Annotated in this window: 16 protein-coding genes, 1 tRNA gene and 1 pseudogene; 1 reads left to right on the top strand and 17 read right to left on the bottom strand. The window is 38.5% G+C overall.

Features of this window, described 5'->3' with window-relative positions; all coding sequences use genetic code 11:
- The gene (locus EAG11_RS04745; protein WP_129538138.1) at positions 1-2,613 is read left to right on the top strand and encodes a hypothetical protein; all 2,613 of its coding nucleotides are present in this window, start codon (positions 1-3) and stop codon (positions 2,611-2,613) included.
- A gap of 187 nt (positions 2,614-2,800) precedes the next feature.
- Here EAG11_RS04745 and EAG11_RS04750 read toward each other — a convergent pair.
- The 17 genes and pseudogenes from EAG11_RS04750 to EAG11_RS04830 form a co-directional block, all read right to left on the bottom strand.
- Positions 2,801-2,974, bottom strand: a pseudogene (locus EAG11_RS04750) (hypothetical protein); the annotation flags it as partial.
- A gap of 124 nt (positions 2,975-3,098) precedes the next feature.
- Positions 3,099-3,174 (bottom strand) — tRNA-Ser (locus tag EAG11_RS04755).
- A gap of 410 nt (positions 3,175-3,584) precedes the next feature.
- Positions 3,585-3,869, bottom strand: coding sequence for a hypothetical protein (locus EAG11_RS04760; RefSeq protein ID WP_129538139.1), 285 nt, complete (start codon positions 3,867-3,869; stop codon positions 3,585-3,587).
- Positions 3,870-3,881: 12 nt separating this feature from the next.
- Complete coding sequence (locus tag EAG11_RS04765; protein ID WP_129538140.1) at positions 3,882-4,847, bottom strand: hypothetical protein; 966 nt, start codon at positions 4,845-4,847, stop codon at positions 3,882-3,884.
- A gap of 105 nt (positions 4,848-4,952) precedes the next feature.
- Entirely contained in the window at positions 4,953-5,753 is an 801-nt protein-coding gene (locus EAG11_RS04770; protein ID WP_129538141.1) for a hypothetical protein, read from the bottom strand.
- Between the two features lie 29 nt (positions 5,754-5,782).
- Positions 5,783-6,631, bottom strand: coding sequence for a conjugative transposon protein TraN (traN, locus tag EAG11_RS04775; protein ID WP_129538142.1), 849 nt, complete (start codon positions 6,629-6,631; stop codon positions 5,783-5,785).
- Between the two features lie 12 nt (positions 6,632-6,643).
- The gene (gene traM, locus EAG11_RS04780) at positions 6,644-7,930 is read right to left on the bottom strand and encodes a conjugative transposon protein TraM (protein ID WP_129538143.1); all 1,287 of its coding nucleotides are present in this window, start codon (positions 7,928-7,930) and stop codon (positions 6,644-6,646) included.
- An 11-nt stretch (positions 7,931-7,941) separates the two neighbouring features.
- Positions 7,942-8,199, bottom strand: coding sequence for a hypothetical protein (locus EAG11_RS04785; protein WP_129538144.1), 258 nt, complete (start codon positions 8,197-8,199; stop codon positions 7,942-7,944).
- Between the two features lie 5 nt (positions 8,200-8,204).
- On the bottom strand, positions 8,205-8,813 hold the full coding sequence (gene traK / locus EAG11_RS04790; RefSeq protein WP_242499270.1) for a conjugative transposon protein TraK: 609 nt from the start codon (positions 8,811-8,813) through the stop codon (positions 8,205-8,207).
- A gap of 29 nt (positions 8,814-8,842) precedes the next feature.
- Positions 8,843-10,039 (bottom strand): conjugative transposon protein TraJ, encoded by a 1,197-nt coding sequence (traJ, locus tag EAG11_RS04795; protein WP_129538146.1) that lies wholly within the window; start codon positions 10,037-10,039, stop codon positions 8,843-8,845.
- 4 nt (positions 10,040-10,043) lie between these two features.
- A complete protein-coding gene (locus tag EAG11_RS04800; protein WP_129538147.1) occupies positions 10,044-10,679 on the bottom strand; it encodes a TerB family tellurite resistance protein in 636 nt (211 codons plus the stop codon).
- An 11-nt stretch (positions 10,680-10,690) separates the two neighbouring features.
- Positions 10,691-11,305: a hypothetical protein gene (locus tag EAG11_RS04805; protein ID WP_129538148.1), complete on the bottom strand. Its 615-nt coding sequence runs from the start codon at positions 11,303-11,305 to the stop codon at positions 10,691-10,693.
- Positions 11,306-11,321: 16 nt separating this feature from the next.
- Positions 11,322-12,005 carry a conjugal transfer protein TraI gene (locus EAG11_RS04810; protein WP_129538149.1) on the bottom strand — a complete coding sequence of 228 codons (684 nt, stop codon included), beginning with the start codon at positions 12,003-12,005 and terminating at the stop codon, positions 11,322-11,324.
- Positions 12,006-12,018: 13 nt separating this feature from the next.
- Positions 12,019-14,487, bottom strand: coding sequence for a TraG family conjugative transposon ATPase (locus EAG11_RS04815; protein ID WP_129538150.1), 2,469 nt, complete (start codon positions 14,485-14,487; stop codon positions 12,019-12,021).
- Between the two features lie 33 nt (positions 14,488-14,520).
- Positions 14,521-14,835, bottom strand: coding sequence for a DUF4133 domain-containing protein (locus tag EAG11_RS04820; RefSeq protein WP_129538151.1), 315 nt, complete (start codon positions 14,833-14,835; stop codon positions 14,521-14,523).
- Between the two features lie 13 nt (positions 14,836-14,848).
- Positions 14,849-15,118: a DUF4134 domain-containing protein gene (locus EAG11_RS04825; protein ID WP_242499383.1), complete on the bottom strand. Its 270-nt coding sequence runs from the start codon at positions 15,116-15,118 to the stop codon at positions 14,849-14,851.
- A gap of 194 nt (positions 15,119-15,312) precedes the next feature.
- Positions 15,313-15,774 carry a hypothetical protein gene (locus EAG11_RS04830; protein WP_129538152.1) on the bottom strand — a complete coding sequence of 154 codons (462 nt, stop codon included), beginning with the start codon at positions 15,772-15,774 and terminating at the stop codon, positions 15,313-15,315.
- Positions 15,775-15,901: the final 127 nt, after the last annotated feature.

The raw sequence follows: 15,901 nt of genomic DNA on the forward strand, positions 1-15,901 counted from the left end.
TTGAAAGATATGCAGCAGTCAGCATTTAATTTTGATAAGTTGTTCAGCAACCTTGAACAAAAAGAAGCCAAAGACTTCAATAAGGAAGTTTTTATCAGAGCCTCTTTATTGTTTGAGTTTAGTATTGAATCCGATTTTCCGAATTGCAACAAAGATGATCTCGAATTATTGAAAATTGAATCCTGTTTAAAAAAGGATGGCAGGTATTTTTTAAAGGACCCAATCAGAGCTAAAATTCTCACCGAAACAATAGGTATTGGAAACATACAAAAGGAGATAGAAAAATATAATATTGGGGGAGATTATGCCCGATTGCTAATTTTACTTTTGAATAGTAAAAAAATTCAATACGATAATTTTAGGGATGATGAAATATATTATCTTTTAAAATTAGCTGACCTCTTCCCTGATAAACTAGATTTGGAAGTGCTCAAAAATGACCTTTTAAGGAGGAATTATTTTGTTCCTTTTAGAGAAATTACCAAAAATTTTGCAGGAAGAAAAAAGGAACTTGCAGCTATAAATGACTATATAGATTGGCTCCCAAAACAAGGTCTGGTTAATAAAACCTTGGGATTTGTTAGAAATGCCATTAACTGGCATGATAAATTGCCCATTTTAATTCAGGGAATCGGAGGAATCGGCAAGTCATCATTAATATCAAAAATAATTATAGATAATAATGAGTTGAGAAAAGTGGGGAAACTGCCTTTTGTTTATATCGATTTTGATGTGCCAGGATTTTCACTTGTAGAGCCGATGGGTTTATTGCTCGAGGCAATTCGTCAATTGTCATTTCAATTTCCTAAAAATAAAGATATTTTTTCAAAAGTTGCCAGGGAGATTTCAAGTAAAACATCTTTTGAATATGAAGCGAATCATTCAACACAATCCCATAGAGGAAATATATATAATTCTATAGATAATTTATTGTACCAATATGAGCTTGTATTAAATCAAATCAAAGACCCGATCTTGGTGGTGTTTGATTCTTTTGAGGAAATTCAGTATAAGGCATCCCGAACAGAACTCTCTAATTTTTTTAGTTTCATACGGGAAATTTCTGAAAAACTGCCCCGCATTCGAATAGTATTTGTGGGCAGATCTGAAATTGATGAAAGTTTGGCAGATTTTAAATTTGATAAAATTGTTTTGGCAGAATTTGATGAGGATTCAGCTTTGTCATTACTGGAGAAGTATAAGATTACAAATAAAGCCGATAGAATTAAAATTTTTAATGATTTTGGAGGAAATCCATTGCTGCTTTCACTTGCTGCTGATTTAGTTGAAAAAGATCCCTCAGCACTGGAGAACTTAAGTAAAATAACAGAGAAGAAGGAGAAATACCTTGTAAATCGTATTTTGGAACATATTCATGATCCGGAAGTACGCGAAATGGCAGTTCCCGGATTACTCGTTAGAAGAATCACTCTCGATGTGATAAAACATGTTTTGGCACCGCCATGTCGTTTGGGTAATATTTCCATAGAGAGAGCCACTGAATTATTTGATGAACTCAAAAAAGAAGTTGCCCTTATTTCCAGATCTTCTGAGGCTGATGAAATTATTTTTCGTCAGGATTTACGTATGGCATGTGAAGATACTGTCAAATCAAGCTATCCAACGGCATCACAACATATAATTCGTAACGCCATAGCGTATTATGATCGTATGAAAGAAGAGGGTGAGAAATACGAAGCGGAATTCTATTTTCATATTTTAAAAGAGGAAGAAGATATTGAAAGACTTACAAAACCAGATTATCTGCGACTACGCACAAAATTAGAATCTGCTTTGGTTGAATTGCCAGATGCTTCGAAATTGTACCTTCGAACTCTTTTGGGCTCGCAAGCAGAAACCAATATAGTAAATAACTCAAAAGATTATAATTGGTCAAATTATTTTATTCCTCAAATGAAGGAAGGATTAAATTCAAACTTGGACTTTTTGAAAAAGCTTGATCAAGAAATAAGTAGTCGAGATTATGATATGCAAATAATTGATCCCGATTTCTTAATTTATGATGTTTTATTAAAACAGCGGTTAAACAAGATTTCACAATCGAACGATTTAATAGAGCGATTTATCAAAGTGAAAGATGACTTACGAAATAGCAGTCAAAATTTTGTAATGACGTACTATCAGCTTTGTTTTTTAAAAGCTCAAAATCATGAATATAATGGAGAATATCAGCTCGCCATTGAAATATGTCAGGAAAATTACAATACTATGTTGATAAAGGATCGCCTACTGAATGAAAAATTCGCATTTCTATTAACCCGATTACGAGCCAGAACTGGCAAACTGCCCCAGAAAATAGTAAAAGATAGTTATAATTTGCAGCATAAATACAATGACAGGTTTAATAATGAGTTTAAAGATACAAACTGGAATTATGTATTAAGCAATACAATTAATTATCACTTTTTTAATAGTGATGATTTTATTCATTTGAGCAGAAAATATCAATTAGTACTCACAGATATTTCAATTCTGGAAGATCATTGTTATAAAACACTCGGTGTCTATTTAAAGGATATTGCACTGGCAGGGGACTTTCAGGTTTTGTTAAATGATTACTTATTGGCATTAGAAGTAAGAAGATTGCTTTGATTGCCGTATTTGTGAAGGAGATTTAAATTCAGACTTTTTCTGCTATAAATAGTATTTGAATTATTATGCTCGCAGGTTTTTTTCAATACGCGATGTAATTTCGGTGTTCCGAAGATTTTGAGATTCCGGCCTAATATTAGTACCTTAGCCATAGATAAGAAATTCCCATCAATGGAACCCCAGCAGTCAAACGTCGAAGCAGTCCATGCATAGCCTGGCTTTCAATATAAAAGCATCCTATTGTCTTTCCTTCTTCCAGAAACTTGTTGGCTGACTGCTCGTTTTTTGATAATGATGTATCGCGGATATTGATGCGCAATCCCCTGTTTTTTTCAATAAGTTTCACTGTATCGTCAATATGGGCACAGATTGCAAATCTGCGCTAACGGGTTTTCATCAGAAATAGGTATTTGTTAAGACTCACCTCTGTTGGTTTAAATTAAATGAAAAGAGGGCCGATTAAGGCCCCCTTAGGTATTATGTGCTGGATATGGGATTCGAACCCACACATCTTTCGATAATCGTTTTCAAGACGATCGCGTCTACCAATTTCGCCAATCCTAAAAAAATATTAACATATTTTCTTAGGATTGAGATTGCAAAGGTAAGTAAAAAATATCCTCACCTGATTACGGGTTTCCGTAAGAGCCACAAAAAATTCTAGATATTTTTTTAAAGCTACTCTTAGAATGAATTAATTCTTACAATAAATTTCATGATTCGACTTCTTTATTAATATTTGTACAGATATTTTCCTATATTTTATAAATAAAAAAAATAAAAAAGTTATGACAGATTTTGACAGAGAAGAAATAATTAGACATAATCGAGTTGCAAGATTATTGTGGTTTGGAATTGGTTTTGTATTAGCATTAGTTTTAATGAAGCTCGTCTCTGTTGTATAAGATAAAAAACTCAAGTTCCTCATAAAAACAGCTTTGCTATCTTTTACTGAGAATTTTAGTGAACTCTTAAACGGTGAAATAAATTATGCTCTTCTGATTTCTATTTCTCTTTGGAAGATAATTTATATAACCGTAATCATTCAGGTCTCTGATACATCTATGGTAGGTAACAGGGCCGCTTATTTTAGCAATCTTCATAATTTCATGCCTATAGGCTTTAATAGGATTAACATAGCCTGCGGCAGTTCTGAATTGTAGTAATGCCGCAAAAATTCCAATATGCGTAATGCTGATACGTTGATCTTTTTCTATTGCTTTGAAGAATTGCGTTAAAGGATTTAGCTGGTCCATTACTCTTGTTATTTAGATTTTTATTCCGGTTCTTCTCGACTGATTTTGTTTGGGTAATTTAAGATTCTGATTTTGTTCATGATTTTTTTGCAGCTCTGTTCGTAATGAAGTTATATCTACTTTACGTAAATGCTGATCGTAGATTGTTAAAGATTTAAAATGAGGATCAGCCTCAATATGGAATAGCTGTTCTTTTCCATTTTTAATCAATACTGCTGATATCCTGTCACCTTGCTTTAAAGTATTTTTTAGTTTCTCAAATTCAAATTTATTTGAGGCAGCTTTTAAAGGAACAGCTTTTAATGTCTTTTCTAAATCGTAACCATATCCATTTCGAAATTCTTTCAGATGATTATTTCCTGCGGCATCTTTATCGTTAAAGTCTATCTGGAACCATGATTCATTATGATATACCGAGCGGCCGGATAATAAATTATGGACCCCATGCAGTTTGAAATTGTATCCCTGCTCATTTTTAAAATAATACTGTCTGTTTTCTTCTGAAATAATATTATTATACAGGCTGCTTTTGTATCCTTCAAGCTCAAAATATCCTTCAGCATTTTTAGAAAACGTAAGGTTGTGATTAATTTTTTCTGTTTCATTAATGTAATAGGATAGAGATAGACTAAAGTTTTCTTGCGCTTTTTCAATAAGCATTTTTAATTTCTCTGAGAGGTCAGGAAATCCAATTCGCTGCATCTGCTCCTGCAGCGAATTGAAATTTTTTTCTGCTTTTTTAACATCACTGCGAATGGAAACCTGATTTTGTGAAGCAGTAATTATTTTTCTGAAAAAGCGGGAAATTAAACCCGGATACAGCTGCTTTGACATTCTGTTGCTTTCCATTTTAAGAATTCGAAGGGAATGCTGCTCTTCTATATTTTTTGAAGATTTGTATTTAGCCCTGATTCTTTCAAACTGGCGCAGTTTCTCTGCAAGTAAAGATTTATTATCAGCCGGTGTAATTGAAAACAAGGTACTGAAGCGTTCTTCTCTGGCTTTCCACTGTCTGAATTCTATTTCTACTCTGTTTATGGGAAACTGCTCATTCATGACTTAAGGTTTAATTCTCCAGAATTTCTAAACTGAGTTAGATTGTTTTCTTTTTTTTTTGTTTGCGGCAGGGGTTTCGGTGCTGTCTTCAGTAGTTTGAGATTGTTTTGTGGCAGATTGCTTTTCCGATGTTTTTTCTCCTTCGGCCTGCTTCTGGTCTTTACTTTCACGTTGGTTAATTCTCTGGAAACTGCAATCATAAACATTTACTGTTTTAAACTGCGGATTAGCTTCAACATACATTTTTGTTTCCGTACCGCCCACCGTAAAAGTTACCGACTGCAGATTTCCTTTTTTAAGAGAATTTATAAGGTCTTCTTTGTATTTGGGAGTTTGAAGCTCTTTAATGGAATGTTTTTCAAGACTGGCCTGAAGATCATAGCCATAATTCTGGTGGTACTGATTTAATTTGAAGCTGCCCGAATTTTCGGTTTGCTTAAAGTCGATTTTGATCCAGGCGTTGTACGCTTCGCCTTCTTTAGTTTTCAGGTCTTTGTTCACCGAACGTCCCTGCATTAAATTATAAGCTTCCTTGAGTGTGATACTCGTACCGTCATTATTGATATAAAAAGTCTGCCCAAGTGCTTCCTTTGAATCCTCTTTTTTTAAATTCACATGATAGGAATTAAAAAAATACATGTCGGTCTGGTCTGATTTCTTAAAGTTTAGATCAACCGACATTGTATCTTTATTATAGACACCATTATGAGTGATTTTAAATTCTTTTTCTCCTTTGGCCATACGCTCTCTCAGTTCAGTATCGAACGTTTCTCCAAAACCGGTATATTTCAACTGATCTTTCAGGTACTCTATATTTTTCTGATTCATGGTACAATTATTTTAAAGTTATTACTGATTTAAAAACCGTTAAGAATATCCAGATGTGTTAAATGGCTATTCTTTATATTTGTTGCTATGTGCCTGCCGCCGTTTTTCTCCATAAGCTGAATAGTGAGGTATTTTTTCTCCGGGATAGTAAACTTTGAAAAAGCATATACCATGCTGACTTCGGATTTATCCGCAATAACAGACGAGCTGTAGGTGGAATAAAGAGGCAGTATCTCGATTTCCTGGGAAGCGGTGCGTTTTGACTTTTTCTGGTCTCGTATAAAAAATCGCAGCTGGTCAATATCGTAATTAATCTTTGAGGCATTACCTAGGGCTATTCTCAGGTATAGCACATCCTGATGGATGAAAATGCCATTAACCATAATCTTCATTTCATATTTCTCCCTTTTAAGCCCGCTTATTTTTTTATTTTTAGATAAGGCAAGCCTGGCATTCTGCTCAATTTTCTTCTGGTTTTCATTATCCAGCGAAAACAGGATATCGTCATTTACAACAGCGGTATGATCAGCCTTTATATTTAAATGCGGACAGGCGTCATCATAATTTAAAATAAATACATAAAGCCGGCTGTCGGCTGTAACAACCGTTAGATTGGTCTGCGGGAAATTTTGTTTTGCCGCTTTTAGAAGAAGGATGTTTTCAGCTCCTCTGGCTTTCTGAATTAAAATATCCGCACTTCCCTTGTCTGCACTTTTTACGGCATAGGGAAAAACGATGCTTGTGGTTTTAGAGTAGCCGATCTGCAGGTTTTTATACTTATCTTCATTATAACCTGCATTCTTAGTAATGAACTGTGCATATCCTGATAAACAGCTCAGAAGTATGCAGGCCGTAACCAGCCATTTATAGTTTTTCATATTTATTTCTTTTTATTGGTTGAAATTCTTTTGTTTCTCATCGTAGAGCAGTACCTGATATCCAGCTTTAACCTGAACTTTTATGAGTTTTACCTTTTTGCTCATCAGGCTTTTGGCCGCTTCAATTCCCATCCCTGCCGCCTGTGCTCCAAAGGAATCCGTGATGCCGGTAAGTCCCAGAGTCTGGATGGAGCGGTCTGCAGAAGCCTTGGCTGAATCTCTGTCAATAGTTCCCGGGACATAAATTCCCTCAATGCCGTCAATGTCATAAACTGATAATTGAATGGGGAAAATCGAGCTGCGGTATTGAATGTTGTCGATTTTGACCTCAAGTCTTTCCCCTTTTAAAGCCGCAGTGCCGTATAAAAAAGTGTTTTTTGGAATAACGTTTCCCTGGAGTGTCACATCATTATTCAGGCGAAACTTAACGATTGATCCGTTTACAATAGTCTGGGTTTCGTGAATGACGGCCTCAATTGAATTCTGCTGCTGTGAATCTAGATCCTCCTCAATGGTATAAAAAGAGTTTGGTTTTACAGCTGTAGCAACCGGACCCTGCTCCAGAGAGGAAAAATTATTTTCTGCTTTTTTATGGTTTACTGCATATGTTTTTCCCTTTTTACTCTCGGATGATTGTTTTAAACGTTCCTGAACCCTTGAAGGATGCTGGATATCGAGTATGTTTTCCAGCATGCCGCCAAGCTGAGCGAGTTCAGCATCAGGCTGTGTGGATTCTCCCATCGCCGACATCATCTTTTCAAGGTGCTGCATTTCATCGGTTACACCTTTTGATGACCCGTAGTTTTCAAACTCGCGCATATCATAGACGTGCTTATCCAGCACTGTCTGCTGGTTGACCGCTTTTTGAAGCGCCTGGAGTTTTTCATAGATTTTCTGCTCATTTCTGTCCTGAAGAGGTTTTGAATTCAGACCTGTTCTGTTTTTTGAAAAGCCCTGCGTACTAAAATCTGATTTTGTAAAATCATTCAAAGATTCTTCCAGAATTTTTTGATTGGAGTAATTGGGGTCTTTTTTAATCTGCTCTTGCAGTTTTACAGAATCGACAGCTGCCTGATCGTAGTAACTCATTTTATCCAGAGAAGAATCTTCTTTGAATTTTGGAATTGGAAGAGTAAAGTTGAATCCTTTTTTGATTTTACTTTCAGCTTCTGCTTCTTCCATTGTGCCTCCTCCCAAAATATAAAACAGCAGGGTTATAAAAGGAAGCGTAGTGACCGGCATTACCAGCAGCATCTGGCGTTTTTTAGATGCTCTAAGAGATATTGTTTTTGTTTCCATGTTCTTGTTTTTTATTGGATTTTCTTAATTTTTGTAGCCGCATCTGCCTTTGTAAGTGATGCAGGGCAGCTATCTGTGAACGAATTGTAAATGTTATAGAGAAAATAACCGGTTGTTAAAGCAGTAAACAACACCAGTAGCAAAAGGAGTTTTCTTCTGGAAAGCCCTTGTGTCAGTCTGCTCATTTTCTCAGTCCATTTGTGCTGGGCGGCAGTGTAATATTTATTATAAACAAATGGAATTTCCTTTTTTCTAAACAGTGATTTCATAAGATTTATTTTCTGTTTTCAACCGCTAAATCGGTATTCTCAATAGTATTGAAGCGTTCAATTAAAAAACCATGAGGATTGTTGTCACTTCTCGATACATTGCGAAGGCTCCCTTCCGTAATCAGGTTTCTTTTCAAAATGCTCGTGGTTCTGATAATGTTCTGTCTGGCAAAACATTTAAATCGGTAGGGATAGTCTTTGATATCAACAGCAATACTATCTATCTGAATGGTCTGGCTGATATTCCCTGAAATTATTCCCGAGTAAAAGCCATTTTCTTTCAGGTCGTCATAAATCCGCTTGGCGCTTTCATCAGCCAGATAAAGGGCCTTGGTAATATTGGTTTTAATTACTTTGTCATCAGGATCAAGGGTGAAGAAAAACTTATGAAAAGTCTTGACGTGATCCCTGGCTTCCACAGGCAGGTTATCCTTTCTCTCAGAAGCATATACCTCCAGCGCTTTTCCGGCGGCAAGGATATATACCTTGTCCTGCATTTTAGCGACGGTCTGAAAACTTTTGTGAAGCGTAAAACAGCATATCACAACGCAGCCCGCAATAACCAGCATTGTAAAGCCTCTCACGTATTTAAATGCGGTATCTATATTTTTCATTTTGCTGAACATGGGATGATCTTTTACGTTTATTTTGAATTCCCTTTAAGCCTGTTGCTCATGTAATTTCCTTTCTCTTCAAAATAGGGAGCCGAAGCGCCCGATGCCGACATACTCTGTGACATTCTTCCTGCTGCATTCCCCATGGAATCCATAACCATTGCAGTTCCCTGTGATGTTTTGGAAACCACAGAGACCGCTGAGGTGCTAAGTAGGGTAGTGGCTTTCTGGCTCAGGGCCCCGCCGCCGCCTGCATGCACGATGTAGTTAGCCACTGAAGGCACAGTGAAGTAGCCTATAATGCCGATAATCATAAATATCAAATAAGCAATGTCAGTACTACTGAAAAAGGTGTCCCCGGTGGACTGCACCTGGGACAAATCCAGCTTGAGCATCAGTTCCTGTATCTTTCCGATTATGCTTCCAAAAATATTAGCCACAGGAAGCCACAGGTATATATTTATGTATCTGGCCAGCCAGACCGTCAGTGTATGCTGGAACCCGTCAAAAACGGCAATGCCGAAAACAAGCGGGCCGAGAATGGAGAGCACCACAAGTTGAAAGGTCCTGAGTGTATCAATGCAGAGGGCCGCCGATTCAAATAAAATCCTAAGCACCTCGCTCATCCATTCCTTGATGGAATTCCTAAAACTATAGGACGCTTTTTCCATGGCAAATTTCACATCATTGCCTATGCCCGCCAGCATGCTTTCATCAGATGGGACCGCACCGTCATGGGTGTACTTGTACCATTTATCGCGGTCTCCGGTCCCTGTCGCGCCTACATACATTTTCCAGGGATCGGTCTGCTGAACTGTCTTTTCTTTTTCTTTTAAAAGAACGGCAACAGCATTATTGGATCCTGTTACCATAGCAGCTGTTGCGGTAACAGTGGGTTTCATAACTCCGTTGATAAGGGCCAGCACCGAAGGGAAAATCATAATGCAGAACCCAATTACAAAAGGGCGGAACAGCGGATAAAAATCAATTGGCTCCGCTGCTGCAATATGTCTCCAGACACGCGAAGCGACGTACCAGAGGGTCCCAAATCCTGCAATTCCCTGTCCGACAGCCAGCAGATTGCCACACAGAGGCATCATCTCATCATAAAGCTGGTCCAGCACCAAGTGCAGGCTTTGCATGTTATCGCCCAGCCCCTGTGCTCGACTTAAAAAAGGAAGCAGCATAGCTGAGAGAACAATTTTGTTTTTTATTGGCAGTTTCATCTCTTTAGTTTTTAAGTTCCTGCAGCTCTTTGGAAGCATAAACATCATTTTTCTCTTTTGCCCGCTGCAGTGCCAGGATATTTGAAGAAGCATTAAAATTTCGAAGAAAAAGCAGCTTATCCTGCATCTGTAGATAGATCATATCCACCGATTGTAGTCTTTCATCATCGGACATCCTGAGTTTATCAGCAGTAACGGTCATAGTGAGTTCATCAAGATTCCGTAGGCTCTGGCTGAGCAGATTCCCGTAAACCCTTTCAAAATATCCAATTTCCTGCGCGCTGAAGCTGCCGCTTCGCGCAAACCGGTTCAGTCCGTTTCTGCTTTCCTTTATCAGCAGTATTTGAAAATTTATAATTTCACCCACTCTTTTGTAATTCTTTACCGCCGGGCTTACCTGCATAAGGGCGTCTAAAAAAGTTTTATGCAGGCTGAAGTTGCCCTGAGACATATCCTTCACTGTTTTATAACCTCCCGAGAGCAGTTCATAGCCCTTTTTCATATCACTGAGGATCTTTTTAAACTGGGAGAGTTTTTCAATGTTCAGGATCAGCTGTTGTATTTCTGCTGACTGGGCGCGAACTTTGCCTGGTATCATAGACAGGCAGATAAGCAGTCCTAAAATCAATATCTTTTTCATTATTTTTAAGTTTATAATCCGTAAAGTGTATCCATATCCTTAGCGTCTTTTTGATCTGCCGCCTTTGACAGTGCAAGCAGTTTGGCATCACGGCTGAAAGAAATGCAGAAATTGTAATCCTCTAGCATGGTTTTATGCAGTTCATCAATCCTCTGAATTCTATGATCATCCTTAAGTTCCAGCTTTAAATCAGTCATAATTACCAAAAGCTGGTCAAGCGTATCGCTACAGTTCTGAAGCAGCCTTTCAAAGGAACGTTCTATATAATCCAGTTCACTGCCGTGAAACAGGTCACCTGTCTTAAGATCGGCACAGGTCTTTTTATAGAGGTTCATTATTTTAATCTGCATCGAAACAATCTCGGCTGCTTTATAATAATTCCTGACTCTGGGATTAATTTTCAAAAGCGAGGTAAAATAATCACCATGAAGATTCAATTCTCCCCTCTTCGCATCCCCGATAAAATTGAGTCCTTTGGATACGGCTGAATAGCCCTTCTTGGCATAATCAATGTAGACCTGAAGCGCTGCAATCTGCAGCAGGAGTTCCTTTCGCTGCTTTGCCTGTCCATGAATCCCCTGCTGTAAAACCATTATCGCTGATAATAATAAAACCACTTTTTTCATGATATTTTTCTTTGCATTACGGAATTCCGTAAAATTGTTTCACGCGGGCTGCATCTGCTTCAGTTTTGGCCCTCTGAAGGCTGAGCAGTATATTCTGCTGATTAAACATCTTAAGGTCATCATAGCTGGCATCAATCTGGTCAGCTGCGGTATTGATGATTTCAAGTCTTTTGAGATCACTCATCTGTGTGGTAAAGGAATCCAGTATTAAAAAGATCTGTTCAATGTTCTTGATACTTTCTTCCAGAATACCTGTGTAAACACGCTCCATATACTGGATCTCGCTGTCCTTAAAATGGGTATCCTGTCTGAGCAGGTTCCACGCCCTTTCGTATTCCTGCACAAGTTTTGTCTGTTTTTTGGTAATATCTTTTATCCTCTGGTAATGCGTAATAATAGATTTTACTTTTCCCAGTTCTTCGTAGTACCCTTTATAGAGGTCTTTCTGTTTCTGTGTCCAGTCCGAGATTTCATCCAACTTTAGTTTGGAGAGCACATTTTCAACCTGTTTCTGGGCATTCTGAAGCCAGATGGTTTTGTTCTGCAGTTTTTGGATCCTCAGGTCAATGGCTTTGATGACCTTTTTTGTGACTGCTTTTACGATTTCCAATATCGGCAGTGCCGCGGTCTTTTCAGCAGGTCTTGCCGGAGTGCTGATAAGCAGCAGCAAAATCAGGCAGGTAATTAGTTTCTTTTTCATTGTTCATTTTCATTTAAATTCCGTTTCTCATGTCCTCAGCCAGTGCTGCAATGCCTTTTTCGATGTCGCCCCCGAACTTTGCTGCATAAGCATTCATTTTCACTTTCTCGCTTTCCTCGGTGGTGTAAGCCAGATATTCGTTTAAAGAAACCTCGGTTCTGTATACTTTTGATGACATTCCTCCCAGAGAAATAAAGACTTCCTTGTATTTCTTGTCAGGATCGTTTGCCTTATTGACCGACAGCACGAGCGCTTTTTCTTTTTCCGTGAGCCCCAGCAGTTCCTGTATCTGATCAAATTTATTCTGGTATTTGCTCTGGTCCAGCAAGATCTTGCAGTCGCTGTTATTGATAATGGCCTGCTTGACCACAGGAGAAGAAATAATATCTTCTACTTCCTGGGTGACTACGACGGCCTCCCCGAAGAATTTACGAACAGTCTTAAATAAATACCGTAAATATTCCGCCATTCCTTCCTTGGCTATGGCTTTCCAGGCTTCTTCAATCAGGATCATCTTGCGGATGCCTTTGAGTTTTCTCATTTTACTGATAAAAACTTCCATTATAATGATCGTGACCACAGGAAATAAAATAGGGTGGTCTTTGATATTGTCAAGCTCAAAGACAATAAACCGCTCTTTTAAAAGATTAAGATTCTCTGTGGCATTCAAAAGGTAATCAAACTCGCCTCCCTGATAGTACGGGCGCAGCACGTAGAGAAAATTATTAATATCAAAGTCTTTTTCTTTCACCTTGTCACCTTCCAAAATGGAAACAAAATCATCTTTCAAAAACTCGTAGAAGCTGTTAAAGCATGGAAAGAGATTGGAATTGATCTCCAGCTTTTCATAATACAGCTGAAGTGCATTTGATAAAGCTACATACTCGCTCCGGTTAAAAGTTTCGTCGTCTTTTTTCCACAGCGCCAGCAGCAGTGTTTTGATGCTTTCTTTTTTCTCAGTATCCAGAGTATCGCCTTCCGAGATATAAAAGGGATTAAAACGGATCGGGTTCTTTTCATCATACGTGAAATAATACCCTTTTACCATATCGCAGAGCCCTTTATAACTGTGGCCTACATCTACCAGTACAATATGGGTCCCTTGCTCATAATAGCTTCGGACCATATGATTGGTAAAAAAAGATTTACCGCTCCCCGAAGGACCCAGAATAAATTTGTTACGGTTGGTGCAGATTCCCATTTTCACAGGTTCATCACTAATGTCGACATGGACAGGTTTTCCCGTTAGGCGGTCTCCAAGTCTGATGCCTGTAGGGCTCAATGAAGATCTGTAACCTGTTTCCATATTTAGAAAACAAACGGCCTGCTCGGTGAACGTATCAAAGGTGTCATTCATGGGAAAGTCGGCTTCATTTCCCGGCATTCCCGCCCAGTAAATCTGAGGAGCTCCAACAGTTTCGTGTTTAGCTGCTGCATCCATCTGGGCCAGTGCTGAGGATACTTTGTTCTTAATTTCCTTCCCCTCTTGGGTATCGGTGCTCCACGCCAGCACATTAAAATGGGCTTTAACCGACAGCCGCTGCTGGGAAACCGCCTCATTGAGAAAATCATTAGTGGCATCCCGGGCAATCATATTCTCCCTGCTGTACGCCGATAAAGACTGCAGGCGTAATCTTTTGCTTTCCAGTTTCTGGATGGTTTTCTGCGCATCTTCAATAAATAAATACTGATTATAGATATGGTTGCAGGATAAAAGCTGCCCAAGGGTGGATGCAAAACCAATACTGAACTTGGTTTTATCAGTGGAATACCGGTCAAAATTAATCCTTGAACCGCACAGCGCCGGAAGATCAGCGGCGTCGCCCAGGGTAAAAAGCTGGCAGTGTTTATCACCCACCTCGAGGCCCTGATCAAATTTAATGTCATTAAAGACAAAGGAATCTTCCCTCTCAGAAAGAAAACAGTACTGCTCAATAAGTCCTTTTTTTCTGCTGTCGCTTTTGAGTTCGTTATTTTTCAGACGGGTGAGTTTTACAAAACCGCTGTCCTCCATAATTCTTTTAAACTGTCCCGTGCAGTCAATAAAATCCTGTAGTAGCTGCGTATTTAAAGTTTCTTGTGGGACGATGGAACTTCTCAAAAGATTTGAAAAAAGGGAGCTTGAACTTTTTCTGCCGTTGGGTTTCTTGGTCAGCATGATATAGCAGGAATGATCCAGAAAAGGTCTTTCATTGAAAAACTGCTCGCTGCTTCGTGTCAGAAAACTGCTGTCGTCACTTGTAAAATCGGCCTTGTAATTGTTTTCTAAAAACCAGTCCTGCTTATGAAACACACAGAATTTTGGAAGTATCTTGACAGCTTTGATCCACGACTGGTGGAATGCTTCATATTCTTGATCCGACAAAGTAAAAATCTCAGGCAGTTCTGCCTTGTATACTACCGTAACATCACCCTGTTTGGATACAATACAGTCGTGTTCCACTGCCATAACAGGCAGTACGTTTTCGATCCTTTTCTCCATTTCTCCTTCATTTTTATTTCAAACGTTCTATAACTATATCTTAATGAAAACAGACCTGCTGTACACTTTAATACATTTTGGAATCTGTTTTTTCGCTAGTGCCTTCATCATGCCGTACTCTCCATACTTATTACTCATTCTATAAATCTTCAGCACAAGAAAGGCTCCTGCTGTTCCTATCAAACCAACACATAGGAGGGAAGGCAGACCGATAATGTACATAATGGCAAAAAGGATCATAAGGGCGACAACCCCGCCTCCTAAATACCAGATGTACTGCGCTTTTAATCCCTTGAATTCTATGCTTTGGTTGATTCCCTTGTTGATCTGGTAAACACTGCTGCCCATTGCCTCTTTGCCTTTAAACCCCGAAAAAGGATTTAATTACCGTTGCCACAACAACCAGAAAAACACAGCTACCGAACCATGCTGCCGCCACTTTTCCCGTATCAGGATCCCCGGCATTCCATTTCTGGTAGACTTTTACTGCGCCGATAAGACCCAGTATGGCACCCACGGCATACATCAGTTCTGTACCCGCATCAAAATAGCTTCTGACTTTCTGGTTTGCCTCATTAATCCCGGCAACACCGTCCTGTGCGTAGCCTGTTCCATTAATTAATAATAACATAAAAAATGAAGTGGCAAGCACCTTATTCTTTTTCCAAATACGCTTTAAATTTCTTTTACATTTTCTCATCATACATCATTTTAAAGTTTTGATTATTATAAAAAGCAGAGGAACACCGCCGTTACAGCTCTATTTTCTTGTCACATAAAGCCATACCGCACCAGAGAGAACAGGGATAATTCCTCCGCTGAATTTTAAAAAGCAGTTCCTTCCCAAAGATTGTCAGCCTCGCTTAAGGTTAAAAGCAGAGTCGGGTGTTTTTTAGATTCCGAGACTATAAGTTTATTGATACTTTCACGCAGGGAAGAGATCTTTACATAGGGATACTCTTCGAGCACCATCGACAGGTAGTTTTGAAACTGCTCTTTTGATAATTTTTTTTCAGCACTTTCCTGGGCAGCTTGTGTAATTCTTGAAGCAAGCGCTTCAGCATCATCAAGGGTATCGAATGATTCCGAAAAAGAAGCTGAGATAGATTTTGGCTCTTTTGAATTTTGGCTGTTGTTTTTAAAAGAGGGAATTTTAAGTTTCTTTTCCCCTGATACCATTTTCTTTAAATCGGTATTGTAAAATTTAAGTAGTATAACCAGATACCAGATTATGACCAGTATGCCTATGACAGTCAGATAACTGCTCCATGGAATATTCGTAAACATAGTTTTTCATTTTATCGTTCAACATTTATCTCCCTGTAAAAATCATGACCACTTAATGGGGTTATGATTTATTAACGAGTCAAAGGAACAATAGGAATCACCTCGCTACAAGTCCAGCTTTTCGCTG

The sequence above is a fragment of the Flavobacterium sp. 140616W15 genome, from assembly GCF_003668995.1.
GTDB lineage: Bacteria > Bacteroidota > Bacteroidia > Flavobacteriales > Flavobacteriaceae > Flavobacterium.

What these genes read in the sequence shown, in the direction of transcription:
- EAG11_RS04760 (WP_129538139.1), bottom strand. Translation starts at nt 3,869, where the DNA reads ATGGACCAGCTAAATCCTTTAACGCAATTCTTCAAAGCAATAGAAAAA.
- EAG11_RS04770 (WP_129538141.1), bottom strand. Translation starts at nt 5,753, where the DNA reads ATGAATCAGAAAAATATAGAGTACCTGAAAGATCAGTTGAAATATACC.
- traN (WP_129538142.1), bottom strand. Translation starts at nt 6,631, where the DNA reads ATGAAAAACTATAAATGGCTGGTTACGGCCTGCATACTTCTGAGCTGT.
- traM (WP_129538143.1), bottom strand. Translation starts at nt 7,930, where the DNA reads ATGGAAACAAAAACAATATCTCTTAGAGCATCTAAAAAACGCCAGATG.
- EAG11_RS04785 (WP_129538144.1), bottom strand. Translation starts at nt 8,199, where the DNA reads ATGAAATCACTGTTTAGAAAAAAGGAAATTCCATTTGTTTATAATAAA.
- traK (WP_242499270.1), bottom strand. Translation starts at nt 8,813, where the DNA reads ATGAAAAATATAGATACCGCATTTAAATACGTGAGAGGCTTTACAATG.
- traJ (WP_129538146.1), bottom strand. Translation starts at nt 10,039, where the DNA reads ATGAAACTGCCAATAAAAAACAAAATTGTTCTCTCAGCTATGCTGCTT.
- EAG11_RS04800 (WP_129538147.1), bottom strand. Translation starts at nt 10,679, where the DNA reads ATGAAAAAGATATTGATTTTAGGACTGCTTATCTGCCTGTCTATGATA.
- EAG11_RS04805 (WP_129538148.1), bottom strand. Translation starts at nt 11,305, where the DNA reads ATGAAAAAAGTGGTTTTATTATTATCAGCGATAATGGTTTTACAGCAG.
- EAG11_RS04810 (WP_129538149.1), bottom strand. Translation starts at nt 12,005, where the DNA reads ATGAAAAAGAAACTAATTACCTGCCTGATTTTGCTGCTGCTTATCAGC.
- EAG11_RS04815 (WP_129538150.1), bottom strand. Translation starts at nt 14,487, where the DNA reads ATGGAGAAAAGGATCGAAAACGTACTGCCTGTTATGGCAGTGGAACAC.
- EAG11_RS04820 (WP_129538151.1), bottom strand. Translation starts at nt 14,835, where the DNA reads ATGGGCAGCAGTGTTTACCAGATCAACAAGGGAATCAACCAAAGCATA.
- EAG11_RS04825 (WP_242499383.1), bottom strand. Translation starts at nt 15,118, where the DNA reads ATGTTATTATTAATTAATGGAACAGGCTACGCACAGGACGGTGTTGCC.
- EAG11_RS04830 (WP_129538152.1), bottom strand. Translation starts at nt 15,774, where the DNA reads ATGTTTACGAATATTCCATGGAGCAGTTATCTGACTGTCATAGGCATA.